This window comes from Paracoccus jiaweipingae (assembly GCF_044335505.1).
Classification (GTDB): Bacteria; Pseudomonadota; Alphaproteobacteria; order Rhodobacterales; family Rhodobacteraceae; genus Paracoccus.
Window position 1 is genome coordinate 139147 of the sequence record NZ_JBISBS010000005.1, and the last position, 15752, is coordinate 154898.

At 66.2% G+C, this 15752-nt stretch carries 13 protein-coding genes and 1 tRNA gene; 4 read left to right on the plus strand and 10 right to left on the minus strand.

Features of this window, described 5'->3' with window-relative positions:
* The first annotated feature begins 36 nt into the window (after positions 1-36).
* Both ACFXP9_RS10425 and ACFXP9_RS10430 read left to right on the plus strand, forming a co-directional pair.
* Positions 37-2322: a vWA domain-containing protein gene (locus ACFXP9_RS10425; protein ID WP_397210195.1), complete on the plus strand. Its 2286-nt coding sequence runs from the start codon at positions 37-39 to the stop codon at positions 2320-2322.
* 2 nt (positions 2323-2324) lie between these two features.
* The gene (locus tag ACFXP9_RS10430) at positions 2325-3212 is read left to right on the plus strand and encodes a hypothetical protein (RefSeq protein WP_397208381.1); all 888 of its coding nucleotides are present in this window, start codon (positions 2325-2327) and stop codon (positions 3210-3212) included.
* 88 nt (positions 3213-3300) lie between these two features.
* On the opposite strand, the gene ACFXP9_RS10435 is transcribed toward ACFXP9_RS10430, so the two are convergent.
* Positions 3301-3377 (minus strand) — tRNA-Arg (locus ACFXP9_RS10435).
* A 109-nt stretch (positions 3378-3486) separates the two neighbouring features.
* On the opposite strand from ACFXP9_RS10435, the gene ACFXP9_RS10440 reads away from it, so the two are divergent.
* Entirely contained in the window at positions 3487-4506 is a 1020-nt protein-coding gene (locus tag ACFXP9_RS10440) for a LacI family DNA-binding transcriptional regulator (protein WP_397208382.1), read from the plus strand.
* Here ACFXP9_RS10440 and ACFXP9_RS10445 read toward each other — a convergent pair.
* The 9 genes from ACFXP9_RS10445 to cls all read right to left on the minus strand — a co-directional run bounded on the left by ACFXP9_RS10445 (position 4503) and on the right by cls (position 14620).
* The gene (locus ACFXP9_RS10445) at positions 4503-5540 is read right to left on the minus strand and encodes a siderophore-interacting protein (RefSeq protein ID WP_397208383.1); all 1038 of its coding nucleotides are present in this window, start codon (positions 5538-5540) and stop codon (positions 4503-4505) included. The genes ACFXP9_RS10440 and ACFXP9_RS10445 overlap by 4 nt on opposite strands.
* A 156-nt stretch (positions 5541-5696) precedes the next feature.
* Positions 5697-8084: a phenylalanine--tRNA ligase subunit beta gene (pheT, locus tag ACFXP9_RS10450; RefSeq protein WP_397208384.1), complete on the minus strand. Its 2388-nt coding sequence runs from the start codon at positions 8082-8084 to the stop codon at positions 5697-5699.
* Positions 8081-8611: a hypothetical protein gene (locus ACFXP9_RS10455; protein WP_397208385.1), complete on the minus strand. Its 531-nt coding sequence runs from the start codon at positions 8609-8611 to the stop codon at positions 8081-8083. Before ACFXP9_RS10455 ends, pheT begins: the two co-directional genes overlap by 4 nt.
* Positions 8608-9690 (minus strand): phenylalanine--tRNA ligase subunit alpha, encoded by a 1083-nt coding sequence (pheS, locus tag ACFXP9_RS10460; RefSeq protein ID WP_397208386.1) that lies wholly within the window; start codon positions 9688-9690, stop codon positions 8608-8610. The genes ACFXP9_RS10455 and pheS overlap by 4 nt, the downstream gene beginning before the upstream one ends.
* Before the next feature lie 93 nt (positions 9691-9783).
* A complete protein-coding gene (locus ACFXP9_RS10465; RefSeq protein WP_397208387.1) occupies positions 9784-10134 on the minus strand; it encodes a hypothetical protein in 351 nt (116 codons plus the stop codon).
* Positions 10135-10145: 11 nt separating this feature from the next.
* Positions 10146-10931 carry a DUF6478 family protein gene (locus ACFXP9_RS10470; protein ID WP_397208388.1) on the minus strand — a complete coding sequence of 262 codons (786 nt, stop codon included), beginning with the start codon at positions 10929-10931 and terminating at the stop codon, positions 10146-10148.
* Positions 10932-10945: 14 nt separating this feature from the next.
* The gene (gene ilvD / locus ACFXP9_RS10475) at positions 10946-12679 is read right to left on the minus strand and encodes a dihydroxy-acid dehydratase (protein ID WP_397208389.1); all 1734 of its coding nucleotides are present in this window, start codon (positions 12677-12679) and stop codon (positions 10946-10948) included.
* Positions 12680-12800: 121 nt separating this feature from the next.
* Positions 12801-13139, minus strand: a complete 339-nt coding sequence (locus ACFXP9_RS10480; RefSeq protein ID WP_397208390.1) for a 4a-hydroxytetrahydrobiopterin dehydratase — start codon at positions 13137-13139, stop codon at positions 12801-12803.
* A 59-nt stretch (positions 13140-13198) separates the two neighbouring features.
* On the minus strand, positions 13199-14620 hold the full coding sequence (gene cls / locus ACFXP9_RS10485) for a cardiolipin synthase (RefSeq protein ID WP_397210197.1): 1422 nt from the start codon (positions 14618-14620) through the stop codon (positions 13199-13201).
* 119 nt (positions 14621-14739) lie between these two features.
* Between cls and accD the strand changes: the two genes are divergently transcribed.
* Positions 14740-15678, plus strand: coding sequence for an acetyl-CoA carboxylase, carboxyltransferase subunit beta (gene accD, locus ACFXP9_RS10490; RefSeq protein ID WP_397208392.1), 939 nt, complete (start codon positions 14740-14742; stop codon positions 15676-15678).
* The last annotated feature ends 74 nt before the right edge of the window (positions 15679-15752 follow it).

Below are 15752 nucleotides of genomic sequence, written 5' to 3' on the forward strand. Positions count from 1 at the left end.
ATCTTGCGGACTTACCGGTTTATCGGCGCGCTGGCCATGGCAGCGCTTTCATCGGCCACACCGCTTGCGGCAGGGTCAGGGGACCGGGCCTCGGTGCTGGTTCTGGATGCCTCTGGCTCGATGTGGGGGCAATTGCCGGACGGGCAGTCCAAAATCGAGGTCGCCCGCACGGTTCTGGGCGGTTTCTTTGCCGCGCGTGATGGCAATGTGCCGCTGGGGGTGATTGCCTATGGCCATAACCGCAAGGGCGATTGCACCGATATCGAGGTCATCGCCCCCACCGCCCCGCAGGATGCCAGCGCCCTGCGCGCACGGCTGATGGGCCTCAGCCCAAAGGGCAAGACCCCGCTGGGACAGGCCCTGCGGCTGGCGGCGGCACAGATCCCGGCAACGGCGGAACAGGCCGATATCGTGCTGGTCACCGACGGGCTGGAAACCTGTGACGGGCTGGAAACCTGTGGCGTCGACCCCTGCGCGGTGGCCGCCGAACTGGCCACGGCGGGCATTGCCCTGCGCGCCCATGTCGTGGGATTTGGCCTGACCGCGTCCCAGGCACAGGCGCTGGCCTGCATTCCCGACCAGACCGGCGGGATGCTGCTGCGGCCGCAATCCGGGGCCGAACTGTCCGAAGCGCTGGCCCGCACCACCGCGCCCCCCGCGCCCGCCACCGCCGGCACCCGGCTGATCCTGTCCTGGCCCGGCGCGATGCCCGACAGCTATGGCTGGACATTGCGCAACGAACAGACGGGCCGGGAAACCGTGCTGGGTCAGGTCAGCGGCGATGCCCGCTATCAGCCTTTCGCGGTCGATCTGGCGCCGGGCACCTACAGCGCGATTGTCACGGCGCGCGCGGGCCGGGGCGAGGCGCGCTTTACCGTCGCCGGTCAGGCGCAGGATGTCATCGTGCCCATGCAGGGGCTGTTGCCGGTGACGGTGTTGCGCGACCGTGGCCCCTATGCCGCGATCGGCCAGACCGTGCTGTTCGACCTGACCATCACACAGGAGGGGCAGGAAACCGGGGGGGCCGATCTGGCGCTGCGGCTGTATCCTGCGGGTGGCGGCGACGCGATCACCTATTCGACCGTCGATGGCCGCAAGGGGCTGAAAAACGCCGGGCTGAACCTGCCCGAGAACCCCGGCCCCTATCTGTTACAGCTGGAAACATGGGGCGGCGAGGTGCTGGCCGGGATGACCATCGCCACCGAACGCAACCCCGCCGTGACGCTGGCGGCGGCGCCGGTGGTCGAACCCGGCGCGGTCATCGCCATCGACAGCACCGGCAGCCAGTTGTCCAGCGACCGGATCGAGCTGTGGCAGGGCGAGACCCGCATCGGCTGGGGGCTGACGCTTGGCGATCTGCAATATGGCAACCTGTTGCACGCACCCGATACGCCCGGCACCTATGACCTGGTCTATCGCGGCTATGACATGCAGGGCGCGCAGGTCGAAAAGGCCCGCACCCGCATCGAGGTCGGCACCCTGACCGACGATGCCACCACCCCCGCCGCCATGACGCCCCCGGCCCCGCAGCCCGATGACGGTCACGGCCCCGATGATGGCGGCCCCGATGATAACAGCGATGGCCGACCTTGGGCGGATTACCCCTATCGCTGCCTGCCGGGTGACAAGGCGGACCCGCTTTGCGCCTATCGCGACCGGGCCACGGGGCTGTCATTCACACTGCCGCAGGGCTGGGTGGCCGATCAGCCCTCGGACCGGCCCATGACGGCGGGCCGGGCGGCAGCGGGCGACAGCGCCCCGCCCTCGGTCACGTTCTGGCAGGCGGGCGGCAACCTGCACCAGATCGTCCTGAACCCGCATCAGTGGATCGCTGATAATGGTCCCTGCGTCGTCAGCCGCGCCGGACCGCTGTGCCTGTGGCGCAGCGATACCGCCCCCGACGACCCCGCCGCGACGGGGGCGCTGGCCCGGTTACAGCACAGCCTGACCACCGGCGCGGTGATCCGCCGCTGCGGCGATGCGGATTGTCTGTATGACCACCCGCGTGCCGGCATCATCGGCAGGATGCCCGCGCTGTGGTCGGCCGAAATGCCGCGCAAGCTGGCCGACGGGCGTCTGGCCACATGGTTTTTTGACCGCGACAGGGCCGGAAACGTCAAGCTGATCGGCCTCAATCAGGATGGCGACGGCGATTGCGCCGATACCCGCGCCGGACGGCTGTGCGCCTTTACCCCCTATATCGCCACGCAGGAATTCGACCTGATCCGCGACACGCTGATGCCGCGCGATGGCATCAGCCGGGGGGTGGAACTGGATCAGGACAGCTTTGACCGGGTCGAAACCCTTTTGAAAGGTCAGTAACCATGCACCGTGTTCTTGCCCTGATTTGCCTGATGATCGGCACCAAGGCCGCCGCCTGTGAAGCGCCGGTCATCGTGGTCGGCGCGGATGAGCAGCCGCATTATATCTCGCCACAGCGCGATGCGCTGACCGGGATCGAGGCCCGGTTTGGCGCCCCCGCCGTGCCGGGATCGACGCTTGTGGTCGATGCCAGCACCCGCAATGGCTGGTGGGTGTCGCCCCAATCCAGCCCTACCCCGGCCGAAATGGCGCTGTTGGCCGGCGCGGATACCAGCCGGGGGTTTCGCTATCGCGGCCCGGATGGTTGCGCACCGCCTGACCTGCCGCTTGACCCCGAACTGCCGGTCAGCGGCCCTGACTGGCCCCGGCTGCTGCCAGACCCGGACACCCCCGGCACCCCGCCCGAGGACCTGTTCCCGGACCAGCCCGACACTGGCGTTCAGCCGCGTTCCGGCCTGTGGCAGGCACGGCTTGGCCAGACCCGGTTGCAGGGCTGTCCCGCCGCCATGGCGCAGTCATTCCCGAAATCGCCCGGCGCCCTGCCGCCGGAATGGCGCAAGCCGCGCCCACTGACGTTCCGGCGCCCCTTCCACCCCGACCAACTGGCGCTCAGCAAGACTTTGGCGGCCAATGGTCTGGGACAGGTCGCATGGACCCCGTCCGGCAAAAATGCATGGCAGGCCGAGGTCATGCCCCAGATCTTTGCCCAGATCCCCGCCACGCAGGGCGGCGGCAGCAGGATGGTCTGGACACTGACGGTCAAAGACCCCGATCGGATCGACCATTCGGTCGTGCTGGACATCGGCCTGCCCGCCGCCGCCGCACAGGTTCTGGGCAGCACAAAATGCCGGATGATCACCGACAACCAATGGCTTCGCACCGGCGACTAACCCACCCCCGCCCGATCACAACCAACCACCCGCCCGCAACCAGCGCCCAACATAACCGCTGGCGTTACAGACCATGCGCGGAAAGCGTTGGTGACCCCGGCAGGATTCGAACCTGCAACCTGCCCCTTAGGAGGGGGCTGCTCTATCCAGTTGAGCCACGGGGCCACTCTGGCCGCAGATGCCCATAAATGCGCGCCGTTGGCAAGGCGTCTGCGCGCTTGCGGGGGGCGCGGGCATGCGCTAACGCTCGGTAAAGCCGCTGCCCGAGGATGCCATGACCGACCGCAAGCCCCGCCGCCCGCTGACCCTGCGTGATGTGTCCGAGGCATCGGGCGTGTCGGAAATGACGGTCAGCCGGGTGTTGCGCAATCGCGGCGATGTCTCGGCGGCGACACGGGAAAAGGTGCTGACGGCGGCCAAGACGCTGGGTTACGTCCCCAACAAGATCGCCGGCGGGCTGGCCAGTCAGCGCGTCAATCTGGTCGCCGTGGTCATCCCGTCGCTGTCCAACCTTGTCTTCCCGGATGTGCTGGGGGGGATCTCGGCTGAACTGGACGATACCGAATTGCAGCCGGTGATCGGGGTCAGCCACTATTCCCCCGAGCGCGAGGAAACTGTGCTGTATGACATGCTGTCCTGGCGCCCCTCGGGGATCATTCTGGCCGGGCTGGAACACAGCCCCGCCGCCCGCGCCATGCTGACCAATGCCGGCATCCCGGTGGTGGAAATCATGGATGCCGACGGTCCCGGCATCGACATGGTCGTCGGCATCAGCCACGCCCGCGCCGGGCGCGAGATGGCGCAACAGATCGTCGCCGCCGGTTATCGCAAGATCGGCTTTATCGGCACCCATATGCCCGAGGATCACCGCGCCCGCAAACGCATGGCCGGGCTTGAGGCCGGTCTGGCCGAGGCGGGCCTAAGCATCACTGCCAAGGAATTCTATCAGGGCGGGTCGTCTCTGAAAAAGGGGCGCGAGCTGACCGAACGCATTCTGTCGCGCCAGCCGGACCTTGATTTCCTGTATTATTCCAACGACATGATCGGCGCTGGCGGGCTGTTGTGGTGCATGGATCAGGGCTATGACATCCCCGGCCAGATCGGGCTTGCGGGCTTTAACGCGGTCGACCTGCTGTCGGGCCTGCCCAAGCGTCTGGCCACCACCGATGCCCGCCGGATCGAGATCGGCCGTCAGGCCGCGCGGCTGGTCGCCGGCAAGGACGCGCGGCCCGCAAATGGCGTGGTCGAACTGGCCCCGACCTTTATCCGCGGCGACACCATCCGCAGCGCCTAACCGCGCCCGGCGATCCAGTATGCCGCCAGGTGGGCGCGCGATTTCGCAATGCCCAGACTGTCGAACACCGCCCGTTTCAGCGGCGCCAGCCGGGCTTTTTCCGTCGCCAGCCAGATCTTGTCCGCGTCACAGCCCGCCTTTTCCAACTGCGCGGCCAGCGCGGCCTCGCCCGCCGGGTGGTGGATCAGGCGAATCCCCGGATGGTCAGGGAACGGGTAATCGGCCCGCGCGCCGAACAGCCAGCATTCCCCCTGCGCCTGCGGATCATTCGCCGCCAAAGCGCGGGCCAGCGCCGGATAGGCGGTTTCATCCCCGCCCATCAGTACCCGCGCCGCCACCGGCAGGCCGCCACCGCCGGGACCGTTCAGCCCGACCACATCGCCCGCCTGCGCCGCCTGCGCCCATTCACAGACGCGCCCGCCCTGATGCGCGAAAATGTCGGTCTCTAACCAGCCCGCATCCGGGTTGATCGCGCTGACGGTATAGGCCGGACGGTGCAGCGCCTTCGCGCCACCGGGCCAGACCGTCTGGCCATTCGGGCCAACCACCGGCCATTGCGGGTCCGGGTCGCCCGCCGGGGGCAGGACCAGCCGGAAATGCACCATCTCTTCGGCCAGCCGCCGCAAACCCTCGCCACGCAGCCGCAGACGCAGGAAATCGGCCCCCAGCGAACGAACCGATTCGACCCGCGCCAAACTGAACGGCGGTGGAAACGCCCCAACCCCATCCAGCGCCGACCAGCGCAGATCCGCCGCCTGTTCCGGGGCGACCTGCGCCAGATGCGACACCAGCGCGTCCTGCAAGGCAAACAGCCAGTCACGGCGATGCGCGCGCGCATAAAGGACAGCCCCGTCGCCAGACCGCCGCGCGCCGAATTCGCCCTGATCCAGCCTGATCCAGGTCGACCGGCCATGCCCGGAATGAACCTCCAGCCCGTGTTCCGCCGCATCGGCCCGCAGCAAATTGTCCAGCACGCCGAATGCCACGGCAACGGCGGCTTCGGACTGGAATTCTGGCAAGGTATCTTCACGCATGGCTGCCGCCTCCTCGGACCAGCAATGGTCAATCCGAGGCTGGCTATTAGACCTGACAAAAACTGTCAAGCAATGGCCATCATCCTGGCCCAAATATCCTCAGGGGGGTGACGGCCCCCAGGCCGGAGGGGGGCGCGAGCGCCCCCCTTTCCCGGATCAGCCGCGCAAGACACCGCCGGTGGCCTTGGCCACCTTGTCGATGATCTTTTGCGATACGGCCTCGATCTCGGCCTCGGTCAGGGTCTTGTCGCGCGGTTGCAGGCGGGCGGTGATGGCGATCGACTTCCTGTCGCCCTCCAGCCCGGTGAACTGGTCGAATACGCGCACGCTGTCGATCAGCGCCTTGTCGGCCCCGGCGGCGGCATTGACCAGCGTCAGCGCCTCGACCCGGCTGTCGACGACAAAGGCGAAATCACGCTCGACCGCTTGCAGGTCCGAAATCGTCAGCGCCGCACGGGTCGGCGTCTTGCTTTTGGGCAGCGGCACATTGGCGATGCGGATGGTAAAGGCGACGGCGGCGCCCTTTACATCCATCTGGCGCAGCACCTTGGGATGCACCTCGCCAAACGTCGCCAGAACATTCGGCCCAAGGGCAATATTGCCCGACCGGCCCGGATGCCACCACGCATCGACCTTGCGGTTCATCTGCGCTTTGGCGGGGGCGCCGATGGTTTGCAGGATTGCCTCGACATCGGCTTTGGCGTCGTAAATATCGACCTTGCGGCTGCTGGCAAACGCATCGCGGGGGGCATTGTGGCCGACCAGCAGACCGGTCAGCACGGTCGCCTGCTCGCCCGGCTCGCCACCGCTGAACACCGGGCCGCATTCGAACAGCGCCAGATCGGCAAAGCCGCGCGCCTGATTGCGGGCCGCGGCGGCCAGCAGGCCGGGCAGCAGGTCGGGGCGCAGATGGGTCATCTCGCTGCTGATCGGGTTGTCGACCCGCACCGCGTCCGAACCGCCGCCGAACAGCGCCGCCGCAGCCTGATCAATAAAGCTGTAGGTCACGCATTCATTATACCCCAGCGCCGCCGCCATCCGCCGCGCCGCGCTTTCGCGCCGCTGCAACGGGGTCAGCACCGGCTGCGGCACCCCGGCGCGCGGACGCGGCAACGGTTTGCCCACCAGCCGGGTCAGGCTGGCGATGCGGGCGATTTCCTCGATCAGGTCAGCCTCGCCCTGCACATCGGGGCGCCAGCTGGGGACATGGGCCATGTCGCCCTCCAGCCGAAAGCCCAGGGCCTCCAGCGTCTGGCGCTGAACCGTGTCTTCGATCTGCATCCCGACCAGCGACACGACGCGGTCCGTGTCCAGCCGATAGGCCCGCGCAGTGTCGGGCAGCGCGCCTGCCGTCACCACCTGTGACGGCGTGCCGCCGCACAGGTCCAGCACCATCTGCGTTGCCAGATCCAGCCCCGGCAGGGTCGATTGCGGGTCGATCCCGCGTTCGAACCGGTAACGCGCGTCGCTGTTAATCTTCAGCGCCCGCCCGGTGGCGGCCACGCTGATCGGGTCGAAATAAGCCGATTCGATGAACACATCCACGGTGTCATCGCCCGCCCCAGAGGCCGCGCCACCCATGATGCCCGCGATGCTTTCAACACCGCGATCATCACAGATCACCACCGCCCCTTCGGGCAGGGCATAGGTCTTGTCGTCCAGCGCCACCACCTGTTCCCCCGCCCGCGCGGCGCGCAGCGTCAGGTTGCCCGCGACCCTGGCCGCGTCAAAGACATGCAGCGGGCGGTTCAGGTCATAGGTGAAGAAATTGGTGATATCGACCAGCGCATTGATGGGCCGCAGACCAATCGCCCGCAGCCGCTTTTGCAGCCAGTCCGGCGACGGCCCGTTCCTGACGCCACGCACCACGCGCCCGCTGAAAAACGGCGCCTTTTCGGCCACCTCGGGCGCGATACTGACGCTGATCGGGCAGGCGAAATCGCCACTGATTTCGGCCGTTTTCGCTGGTTTCAACACCCCCAGCCCGCGCGCCGCCAGATCGCGCGCCACGCCGCGCACACCCAGCGCGTCGGGCCGGTTCGGCGTGATCGCGATGTCGATCACCGGGTCGACCTTTTCCGGCTGATATTCGGCCAGCCAGTCGACAAAGCGCTGCCCGACCGTGCCATGGGGCAGCTCGATAATGCCGTTATGCTCGTCCGACAGCTCCAGCTCGCGTTCCGAGGCCATCATGCCGTGGCTTTCCACGCCCCGGATCTTGCCCACGGACAGGGTGGTGTCGATGCCGGGAACGTAATCGCCGGGCTTGCACAGCACCACGGTGATGCCCTCGCGCGCGTTCGGGGCGCCGCAAACGATCTGCTTTTCGCCCTCATCCGTCTGAACCCGGCACACCCGCAGCCGGTCGGCATCGGGGTGCTGTTCGGCATGGGTGACCCTGGCCAGCGTAAAAGTTTTCAGCCGCGCGGCGGGGTCGATGATGTCCTCGACCTCGAGGCCCAGATCGGTCAGCGCATGGCCGATTTCATCCAGCGTGGCAGAGGTGTCGAGATGCTCTTTGAGCCAGGAGAGGGTGAATTTCATGGGCGGGCCTGCTCGTTTTCATGTTGCTCGGGAATACCTTGAACAGCTTTGCGGGCCTCATCCAAGTCACCCCCCAACAAATCTAATCGCGCTTGTATCAACGCATTACTGCGCTGATTTTCTGCATCATGATAGGCTGTGGCGCGGTTTACTTCAGCGATCTTCCGAGGGAATTTTGTTCCATCAACCTCTTTGCGGACGGCATAGCGATAAACGCGAAGACAGTCAGCATATGCGTTACAAGCGGCGATCACACCACCCGGAGCGTAAAGCAACAATGCGCGCTGTGCTTTGTTCAGATCGACAAAATGCGCGCCGAAGTCGTCTATTTTGCCATTATTGAAATTCAGCTTAGAGGTTTCATGGTAATCGTCAGCCACATCAAAGAAATTCCGATAAACCTCGGCTTTTTCTTCTGCTAATTTGACCCGCCGATCCTCTGCCTTTTGAAGAGGATAAACTTTATAAGCGACCCATAACGCAGTCCCGGAAGCAATGACTGCCGCCAATAGTGAATATAAGCTCACCTGCTCAACCCCCCGCTCACCGTCGGCACATCGCCCGCTGCAAAGCCATAATGGCGCAGCCAGCGCAGGTCGCTTTCAAAGAACGCGCGCAGATCGGGGATGCCGTATTTCAGCATTGCGATGCGGTCGATGCCCATGCCGAAGGCAAAGCCCTGATAGTCCTCCGGGTCCACGCCCGCGGCGCGCAGGACCTTGGGATGCACCATGCCGGACCCCAGAATTTCCAGCCAGTCATTGCCCTCGCCAATCGTCAGCTTGCCGCCTTCCCACGAACAGCGGATATCGACCTCGGCCGAGGGTTCGGTAAAGGGGAAGTGGCTGGCGCGGAAGCGCAGTTCGACCTGATCGACCTCGAAAAACGCGCGGCAGAATTCCTCCAGCGTCCATTTCAGATTGGCCATCGAAATGTCGCGGCCAATCGCCAGACCTTCGACCTGATGAAACATCGGCGTGTGGGTCTGGTCCATATCCATGCGATAGACCCGGCCCGGCGCGATAACGCGGACCGGCGCGCCCTGTTCCTGCATCGCGCGGATCTGGACCGGGCTGGTATGGGTGCGCAGCACATGCGGCGGGCGGTCGTCGCCTTCGGCCCGCGCCATGAAGAACGTGTCATGTTCCTGGCGCGCCGGGTGTTCGGGCGGGATGTTCAGCGCGTCGAAATTGAACCAGTCGGATTCGACCTGCGGTCCCTCGGCCACGGCAAAGCCCATATCGGCAAAGATGGCGGTGACTTCTTCCATCACCTGACTGACGGGGTGGATGGTGCCGGCGGGGCGCGGGCGGCCCGGCAGGGTCACGTCCAGCCATTCGCTGGCCAGACGGGCGTCCAGCGCGGCATCCTCGAACCCCTGTTTGCGGGCGCGCAGGGCGGCGTCAATGTCATCGCGCAGGGCGTTCAGGGCCTTGCCGGTGGTCTGGCGTTCCTCGGGGGTCATCTTGCCCAATTCACGCATTTTCAGGCTGATCTCGCCCTTTTTGCCAAGCGCGGCAAGGCGGACCTCCTCCAGCGCGTCGGCGTCTTGGGCCTGCGCGATGCGGTCGGTCCAGGTCTGGCGAAGGGTGTCGATATCGCTCATCTCATCCTCGGGCGTTGAACAGGGTGGGGTTAGCACGGCGAAAGCCGCGCGGGAACCCGCTAAAAACCGGCGAAAGGCAGGGTTGTGCGGGCGTTACCGGCTGGCCAGCCGCCGCATCTCGCGCTTAAGAAGGTCCAGCTCGGCGCGCACCAGTTCCAGCTCGGCGCGGATGTCGCTGTCCAGCACCTGACCGCAGACCAGCGACAGGCTGGCCAACACCCGGCGCGGGTCGCCATCCTGCACCAGCAGCAGGGTCTGGACGCCATCGCATAACAGCGTCTGCGGCACGGCCACGCGGACCGCCCATGCCCCGTCGCCATCCGCCGCCAGTTCAGCCTGCGCGATGTCACGGTTCAGATGGGTCAGCCAGACCGTCGCGGGCTGATCCGCATACAGGCGGCCCGTCCAGATTCCGGCCTGCAACCCGTGATCTTCGAAACGCATCGCTTCCTCCGTCAGATATCGGCGCGCAGATGGCGCGACATGAACAGGTCATGCAGCATGATCGCGTTCATCGAGGGGGCCTCGAAGATCAGGTCAAGCCAGATCTTTTCCAGGCGCTTTTCGTTCATCCGGGTCAGTGCCAGGTCGAATTCGGTCACGTTGCGGTTGGGCTGGCCGGGCTGCATATTGCCCATGTGACGCAGGATGGTTTCGGTATTCGGCCCGTGCTGGATGTTCAGCCGGGCATAGATGTCCAGCGGGCGTTCCACCTGCATCCCGGTTTCCAGCCGCAGGATATGGCTGCTGGTCAGCCCGGTCAGCGCCGTGTCCGGCATATCGACCGACAGCGACAGATAGCTGCCCTGAAAGCCCATCACCTCCAGCCGCAGGGCATAGGGCGACAGGTCCGTCGCCCCCCCGTTCGAAACCTGCCGCAGGATCAGCGCCGCCAGCGGACAGTCATGCCACAGGCGCAATTGCCGGCCAACCTGCTGGCCGCTGTCCGGTGCCGCCATCCCGGTGGGCGAGATCACCCCCGACAGCGCCTCGGGGCGCCAGCGCCAGTCGGTGCCGCCGGGCAGGTCCAGATCATCCAGCCGCGCCCGCGACAGGTAACGCCGTTCATCGGCGCGTTGCAGGAAATGGTCCAGCGTGGCGCGCAGGCAACGGGCCTCGGCCGACAGGCGGCCAAGCCGGGCGCGCCCCAGACGCGGCACCGCCGCATCCAGCCCTTGCCATTGCCGCGCCGCCCGTTGCCGGGCCACGCGGCGCAGATAGGTCAGGGGGCGGAAGGCCATTCCCGGTCTGTCCCTTACTGGTCCATATAAATATGGGTTTCCGCCTTGGCGCCGGGATGCGTCACCGCGCCATAGCGCGCCGACCCGACCAGTTGGGCATATTTCCACAGCGCCCCGGACTGGTAATCGGTCTTGCGCGGGCCGGCCCATTCGGCCTTGCGGCGGGCCATTTCTTCGTCGGACACATCCACGTCGATGCTGCCTTTCACGGCGTCGATGGTGATCATGTCGCCGTTTTGCACAAAGGCGATAGGACCACCATGCGCGGCCTCGGGGCCGACATGGCCGACACAGAAACCACGGGTCGCGCCGCTGAACCGGCCATCGGTGATCAGCGCGACTTTCTTGCCCATGCCCTGACCCGACAGTGCCGCGGTGGTGGCCAGCATTTCGCGCATACCGGGGCCGCCCGCGGGGCCTTCGTTGCGGATCACGAAAACGCAGCCCTCGTCATAGCTGCGCGACTGCACCGCTGCGAAGGCCTCTTCCTCGCATTCAAAGACCAGCGCCGGGCCGGTAAAGACCTGATCTTGCGCCGACATGCCCGCAACCTTCACGATGGCCCCGTCCGGTGCCAGATTGCCCTTCAGCCCGACGACGCCGCCGGTCGGGGTCAGCGGGGTGGCGACGGGGTGGATGACCTTGCCGTCGGGTTCGCCGCTGATGGTGTCCAGCGCCTCGCCAAGGGTCTGGCCGGATGCGGTGATGCAGTCCAGATGCAGCAGCCCCGCCTTGGCCAGTTCCTTCATCACCACCGGCACACCGCCAGCGTCATACAGATCCTTGGCCACATATTCGCCGCCCGGACGCAGGTTCACGAAATAAGGCGTGTCGTGGAAAATATCGCAGACATCGAACAGGTCAAAGTCGATCCCGGCCTCGTGCGCGATGGCGGGCAGGTGCAGCCCGGCATTCGTCGACCCGCCGGTGCAGGCCACCACGCGGGCGGCGTTTTCCAGCGATTTACGGGTCACGATGTCGCGCGCGCGGATGTTCTTTTCCAGCAGCCGCATCACCGCGACACCGGATTCGTCGCCATACTGATCGCGGCTTTCATAAGGCGCCGGCGCGCCCGAGCTGTTCAGCAGCGCCAGACCGATCGCCTCGGACACGCAGGCCATGGTGTTGGCGGTGTATTGCCCGCCACAGGCCCCGGCAGACGGGCAGGCCAGCTTTTCCATGATCGCCAGTTCGGCATCCGACAGCTTGCCCGCCGCGTGCTGGCCTGCGGCCTCGAACAGGTCCTGGACCACGATGTCGCGGCCCTTGTATTTGCCCGGCAGGATCGAACCGCCATAGATGAACACCGACGGCACATTCAGCCGCACCATCGCCATCATCATCCCCGGCAGCGACTTGTCACACCCGGCCAGCCCGACCAGCGCGTCATAGCAATGCCCGCGCATGGTCAGTTCCACCGTGTCGGCAATCGCATCGCGCGACGCGAGGCTGGACCGCATCCCTTCGTGCCCCATGGCGATGCCGTCGGTGACGGTGATGGTGGTAAATTCACGCGGGGTGCCGCCGCCCTTCTTGACGCCCATCTTGACCGACTGCGCCTGACGGGCCAGCGCGATGTTGCACGGCGCGGCCTCGTTCCAGCAGGTCGCGACGCCGACCAGCGGCTGGTGAATTTCTTCCTCGGTCACGCCCATCGCGTAAAGATAGCTGCGATGCGCGGCGCGTGCCGGACCCTCGGTCACATGGCGGCTGGGAAGTTTGGTCTTGTCGAAGCGCGTGTTTTTCATGGCTTGGTCCCCTTGGCTGCCCATTGGATAATGCGCAGGCCAGACAGGGGCAAGCGCAAGCGCGCCCGCGCAAGGCCTTATTACGACAGCCTTTCTGACGCATCCGCCGCCACGCGGACGCTTAACCGCCCATGGCCGCCGCGATCAGCGCATCGGCCTGCGCCGCTGCGACAAAGTCGCGCGGCGTCAGGCCCCCGGCGTCATGGCTGGTCCAGATAACCTGACAATAGCCCCAGCCAAGGCACAGATCCGGGTGATGGTTCAGCGTCTCGGCCAGTTCCCCGATCTGCCGGGTCAGCGCCAGCGCCGGGGCAAAGCCCGTGACCGTGATGCGCCGGGTCAGCACCTTTCCGTCGGGGCTGACCTGCCAGCCGGCATCCAGCGCCGACAGGCGGCGGGCAACCTGTTCGGGCGACAGCGCGTCGGGTGTTGGCACATTGGGGGGCGTTGCGTCAGTCATCGTGGCACCTTTGTGTCGTTTGGGGCGAAAGCGGTCACGGAACGGCGCTTCAGCCGGGGTCACAACAGCGGCGTTGCCAGCGCCACCAGATTGGCCCGCGCCACGCGCCATCGGGGCCAGTTGCGCACCTCGTCCAGCGACAGCGGGTCCGAATCGGCCATGTAACACGCCTGCCGCGCATCCAGTTCACCGGTCAGCCCGGCATCCAGCCACAGCAGGTTCATTTCATAATTCAGATCAAAGCTGCGCCGGTCAAGGTTCGCGCTGCCAAACAGTGCCGCCTGCCCGTCGGCGGTAATGATCTTGGCGTGCAACAGGCCGGGCCGGTAACGCATGATCGTTACCCCGGCCTCCAGCAGGTCGCGGAAAAAGCCTTCGCTGACCCAACAGACCAGCCGGGAATCGTTGCGCGCCGGCAGGATCAGCGTCACCGCAACCCCGCGCGTCGCCGCCGAAACCAGCGCCGCCTGCACCTGCGGATCGGGGATGTAATACGGCGTGGTCACGGTCAGCCGGTGCCGCGCGGCATGGATCAGCGTGACCAGCGCATCCGACAGCGACCCGCGCCGCCAGTCGGGACCGGATGCCAGCACCTGCGCCACCGCCCCGCCACCATCGCCATCCACCGGCTCCAGCATATCGCCCAGATCGGTTCCGCCATAGCTCATCCAGTCTTGCAGGAACACCGCCTGCATCTGCCGCACCGCCGGGCCGGAAATGCGAAAGAACACATCGACCCATGGCGCGAAACGCGGCTTGACGGCAAAGGCCATGTCGGCGGCATTTCGGCTGCCGGTAAAGCCGGTCTGGCCGTCGATCACCACGATCTTGCGGTGATTGCGCAGGTCCAGCCGCCCCCATAACAGGCTGATCAGCGGCAACCCCAGCGGAAAGGCCCGCAATTGCTGCACCCCCGCCGCCGCCATCGCCCGCCACGCATCCGACCGCACAAAGGCCCGCGACCCCAGCGCATCGACAATCACCCGGCAGGCCACGCCCCGCGCCGCCGCCTGTGACACCGCCTGCGCGATCTTGCGCCCCGACACATCGTCCAGCCAGATATAGAACAGCACATGCACATGGTCGCGCGCCTGCCCGATGGCCGCGACCAGATCGTCAATGGCGCTGTCATCCTGCGCCAGCAACACGGCGTGATTGCCCTGCACCGGGCGCATATTGCCCACCGCGTGAATGATCCGCGTCACCGGCCCGAACTGGCCCGACACATCCACCGCCGCGCGGCTGGCCCGCCACAGGTTGGACAGGTGGTTGCGCACATCGGCCATGCGGTTGCGGTCGGCGCGGCGCATCCGCACCTCGCCAAACAACAGATAGGCGCCGATGCCGACCAGCGGCAGGGCCTCGACCACCATGATCCAGGCCAGCCTTGACGAAGGCTCCAGCCCGCGCCGGGTCAGCACGCGCAGCGAAATCAGCGCCGCCGCGCCGAAATGCAGATAAGGAATGATCTGGCCCCACATGGCGTCGAATGATCACCACGCAGCCCCCGCGCGCAAGCCCCCTGATTGCATTCGGGCGCTGTCCGGCCTATCTGAACCCCACGTCATGTTTGCCGTCACGTTTGTGCGAAAGGTCGCAGATGAACTGGATCACCAATTATGTCCGCCCGCGCATCAACTCGCTGTTCTCGCGGCGCGAGGTGCCTGAAAACCTGTGGACCAAATGCCCCGAATGCGGGACGATGCTGTTTCACCGCGAACTGGCCGATAACCAGAATGTCTGCACCAATTGCGACCATCATCTGGCCATCACCCCGCGCAAACGCTTCGAGGCGCTGTTCGACGGCGGCGTCTTTACCGAGGTGAAGGTTCCCGAACCCATCGCTGACCCGCTGGCCTTCCGCGATCAGAAAAAATACCCCGAGCGGATGAAAGCGGCGCAGAAATCGACCGGCGAAAAAGAGGCCATGCTGGTCGCCGAGGGCGAGATCGGTCGCACCCCCATCATCGCCGCGGCCCAGGATTTCAGCTTCATGGCCGGCTCGATGGGGATGTATGTCGGCAACGCCATCGTCGCGGCGGCGGAACGCGCGGTCAAACTGAAACGCCCGCTGGTGCTGTTTTCCGCTGCCGGGGGCGCGCGGATGCAGGAAGGCATCCTGTCGCTGATGCAGATGCCGCGCACCACCGTCGCCGTGGAAATGCTGCGCGAGGCCGGGCTGCCCTATATCGTCGTGCTGACCCACCCCACCACCGGCGGCGTGACCGCCAGCTATGCCATGCTGGGGGATATCCAGATCGCGGAACCCAATGCGCTGATCTGTTTCGCCGGGCCGCGCGTCATCGAACAGACCATCCGTGAAAAGCTGCCCGAGGGGTTCCAGCGCGCCGAATATCTGCTGGAACACGGGATGCTGGACCGTGTGACCCACCGCAAACAGCTGCGCGATGAACTGATCTCGATCCTGCGGATGCTGACCCGGCAACCGGCCCCGGTGGCGGGTGACCTGCCCGCGCCCGATGCCACCCCCCCCGCCGATGCCGCGACCGGCACCAAGGCTGGCGCCAAGGCCGGCTGATCGCAGGCCCGCACCCGACCCAACGGGCCGCCCCGGCCCGCCACACCCCCACCCCGCGCCACGCCCCGGCGGGC

Bases quoted from the DNA above. Each gene is read 5' to 3' on its own strand.
- ACFXP9_RS10425 (WP_397210195.1), top strand. From the start codon at position 37: ATGGCAGCGCTTTCATCGGCCACACCGCTTGCGGCAGGGTCAGGGGAC.
- ACFXP9_RS10430 (WP_397208381.1), top strand. From the start codon at position 2,325: ATGCACCGTGTTCTTGCCCTGATTTGCCTGATGATCGGCACCAAGGCC.
- ACFXP9_RS10440 (WP_397208382.1), top strand. From the start codon at position 3,487: ATGACCGACCGCAAGCCCCGCCGCCCGCTGACCCTGCGTGATGTGTCC.
- ACFXP9_RS10445 (WP_397208383.1), bottom strand. From the start codon at position 5,540: ATGCGTGAAGATACCTTGCCAGAATTCCAGTCCGAAGCCGCCGTTGCC.
- pheT (WP_397208384.1), bottom strand. From the start codon at position 8,084: ATGAAATTCACCCTCTCCTGGCTCAAAGAGCATCTCGACACCTCTGCC.
- pheS (WP_397208386.1), bottom strand. From the start codon at position 9,690: ATGAGCGATATCGACACCCTTCGCCAGACCTGGACCGACCGCATCGCG.
- ACFXP9_RS10465 (WP_397208387.1), bottom strand. From the start codon at position 10,134: ATGCGTTTCGAAGATCACGGGTTGCAGGCCGGAATCTGGACGGGCCGC.
- ACFXP9_RS10470 (WP_397208388.1), bottom strand. From the start codon at position 10,931: ATGGCCTTCCGCCCCCTGACCTATCTGCGCCGCGTGGCCCGGCAACGG.
- ilvD (WP_397208389.1), bottom strand. From the start codon at position 12,679: ATGAAAAACACGCGCTTCGACAAGACCAAACTTCCCAGCCGCCATGTG.
- ACFXP9_RS10480 (WP_397208390.1), bottom strand. From the start codon at position 13,139: ATGACTGACGCAACGCCCCCCAATGTGCCAACACCCGACGCGCTGTCG.
- cls (WP_397210197.1), bottom strand. From the start codon at position 14,620: ATGTGGGGCCAGATCATTCCTTATCTGCATTTCGGCGCGGCGGCGCTG.
- accD (WP_397208392.1), top strand. From the start codon at position 14,740: ATGAACTGGATCACCAATTATGTCCGCCCGCGCATCAACTCGCTGTTC.